Source organism: Lewinella sp., from assembly GCF_050633125.1.
In the GTDB taxonomy this organism is placed as follows: Bacteria; Bacteroidota; Bacteroidia; order Chitinophagales; family Saprospiraceae; genus Lewinella.
Map to the genome: position 1 here is coordinate 1 of NZ_JBOEFX010000141.1, position 2,762 is coordinate 2,762.

Here is a 2,762-nt window from a genome sequence, read left to right on the forward strand (position 1 = left end):
GAGTTGTAGCCAATTAAGAAAAAATGGAAATCAAAGAATTCATAATAAACTATACAAGTTCAGATTTTGATCGAATAAAGTTCGACTGGAATGGAAAGCACGGGGATGATTTAGAAGATCCAAATATGGACTTTAGAATAAACGTATGTGAATGTGTTATTAAGGATTTTTCCATTGCTCCAGATGAATTGATTCTGGATTTATATGAAGAATTGTCAAAGAGTTCAAAAGAAACCTGGGGTGTTTATAGAAATTATCATTTGATTGCTCAGGAAGTTCTAAATAGAGGTAGAGTTAAGTACCTGGTGAATTATCTTAAAGGAGCGACTCAGAGCTTCGATACCATTATTGCAAGTGGAAGGGTAAAGTTGGAGGAAGAAGAAAAGAGAGAAATTATAGACCACGTTGAATCAAGACGAGATAACGATCCAATTGGTGAAAACCCAAAATACATTGAATTAGCTCTTAGACGCTTCGCTGTAAATAATGAAAACGGGAAAGAAGTAAAATGAAGGTAGTGCTGTTAAATAAATCGATGTTTGTTCGACTTCCTATGTTATATGAAAGAAAGGAGGCGAGTGTTAAATACAGCGTCGCAAGATTTTCCGATAGGATTCCATATGAGATAGGAAATAAGACTGAGCTAGGTATGGAATTGAAGAGAGATTTATCAAACAAAAGAAGACTTTCAGACGAGCTTCAAAAAAGTATTTGGCGTCAACTTTTCATGAACGTCGATGAAAACCTGGAGATACTCTTTGTAAATCAGTGTTTAGAGGTTGATAGCTATAAAAATCTATTTCATGTTTTAAATGATATGCACTTCAGATATGAGGAGATCCTTGACTTGTATTTAGATGAAGAAGATATTGTAAGAAGAGCTAGGCAATTTTCTGAGCAGAAGACAACAACAGAATCGATTCCAGTAGAGGAATTTATCAATAAGGTTCTGATGAGAGAAAAAGAGAGATTGAATACGATTTCTGGACTTAGTAAAATTACCAAGGTGAAGAGTATTTACTCAGGAGTTTCAATTGATGAACTTGAGCATAAGGTCTGGGAGACAATCCTCTGAGGTGCTTTTGCTCTTGACCAAGAGAATAAAAAGAGGACTGGCTACAACTTTGCTAGTGCGACAATGCTTCGTTCCTCAGCACTGCGCCCTAGCCGGAGTTGTCGGAAATAAAATAAAACAGAGAAATATGATATTGGAAATTTTTGAACTGTCTAAAGAAAAAATGGATAGATATCTAAATGACGAAGAAGTAGTTAATATTATACTGTCAGGAAGATTTGGTATTGGTAAAACAACTTTCTTAAATAATTATTTTGCAAGCAATGAGTCAGAAAATATTGAAGAAGGTAGTAAATACGATGTGGTGAATATTACTCCAGTAGATTATTCTGTTTTATCGAACCAAGATATTTTCAGATATATCAAATATGATATTCTATTTGAAATTTTTAAGAAAGTAGAAATTGATGAAAAGAATGCACTAATTCCTATAATTCAATCGCTACCAGTTTACTTACAATATAATTTTATTCGCTTGTTAGGTACATTATTACTACTTGTGCCAAAGTTCGGTAAACAGTATTTCAAGTTATTTGAAGAGCTTTCCAAACATAGTGAAGAGTTCAAAGAAATAAAGCGGCAGGCAGAAAAAGGAACTATTGATAAAGTGAACGAATTTGTCAAAGCATTTCACTCAAATGAAGGTGAATTGTATGAGGACAATGAAATTACTGAGATAATTTGTATTCTTTTAGAAAAAATGTCTGATAAAAAAAAGGTTTTAGTTATTGATGATTTAGACCGAATTGATCCTAATCATATTTTTAGAATTTTGAATGTTCTTTCCACACATTATAGGTCTAAAAATAAATTTGGATTTAATAAAGTAATAGTTGTCTGCGATATAAAAAATATTAGAAAGATTTTTGATAATAGATTTGGGCAAGGCGTTGATTTTAGTGGATATATAGATAAGTTTTATGATAAAGAGATATTTGTGTTTGATAATAAAGCTAGATTAATAAATGCATTAGATAATATTGTCAGTTCTATATCCTTTGTAGGAGATAAAAATGATTTTACCGAGTTTTATAACACTAAGTGCAAATTTTTAAAAGAATATCTGAAAATATTTTTCACAGATCTTGTCAATCATGGATTAATTAATTTAAGATCACTTTTCAAATACTACAATGAATCAGTCGATATAAAAACTAAAAAAATGGAGTTTGGTCATTTCGAAGTTTATTACAACTGGCAATTAAGCATAGTATTGTTATTAGAATTATTGAGTAAATACGTTGGTGAATCGGAGGAATTAATAAAAAAATTAGACACGCTCTCCAATTATGACTCATCTTTTGGAAGAGAATACTCTGGTGCAATTAATATTTCACTTTTAATACTTGGATATGAGGATCATGGTCTAGCAGACATGTATTCACGAGATAAACAAGATTTCGTTTATCATGATAAACCTACGCAGACGGATATTCATTATAAAATGTTTGGAAGCCGGAATGGTCGTGATCGTACAATTTCGGCTAGAGTTATTTCTTTCAAAGATCACGGAACTGACAATGAAAAAGAGAAACATTTGCCTTCAGTATACCGTTTATGGAAATTGTCTTATGAAAAATTGATAGAAAAATTTGAATTATAATAAATACTTCCGACAACTTTACTAGCACGTCCATACTCCGCTTCGCTACGTACGGCGCGCTAGCTTGAGTTAGCGGAAACTTCA

At 32.1% G+C, this 2,762-nt stretch carries 3 protein-coding genes; all 3 read left to right on the top strand.

The window, feature by feature from the left end; all coding sequences use genetic code 11:
• Positions 1-23: 23 nt before the first annotated feature.
• The 3 genes from ACRBG0_RS25525 to ACRBG0_RS25535 all read left to right on the top strand — a co-directional run bounded on the left by ACRBG0_RS25525 (position 24) and on the right by ACRBG0_RS25535 (position 2,678).
• Positions 24-512, top strand: a complete 489-nt coding sequence (locus tag ACRBG0_RS25525) for a hypothetical protein (protein ID WP_431489665.1) — start codon at positions 24-26, stop codon at positions 510-512.
• Entirely contained in the window at positions 509-1,075 is a 567-nt protein-coding gene (locus tag ACRBG0_RS25530) for a hypothetical protein (protein WP_431489666.1), read from the top strand. Before ACRBG0_RS25525 ends, ACRBG0_RS25530 begins: the two co-directional genes overlap by 4 nt.
• 127 nt (positions 1,076-1,202) lie before the next feature.
• The gene (locus ACRBG0_RS25535; protein ID WP_431489667.1) at positions 1,203-2,678 is read left to right on the top strand and encodes a P-loop NTPase fold protein; all 1,476 of its coding nucleotides are present in this window, start codon (positions 1,203-1,205) and stop codon (positions 2,676-2,678) included.
• Positions 2,679-2,762: the final 84 nt, after the last annotated feature.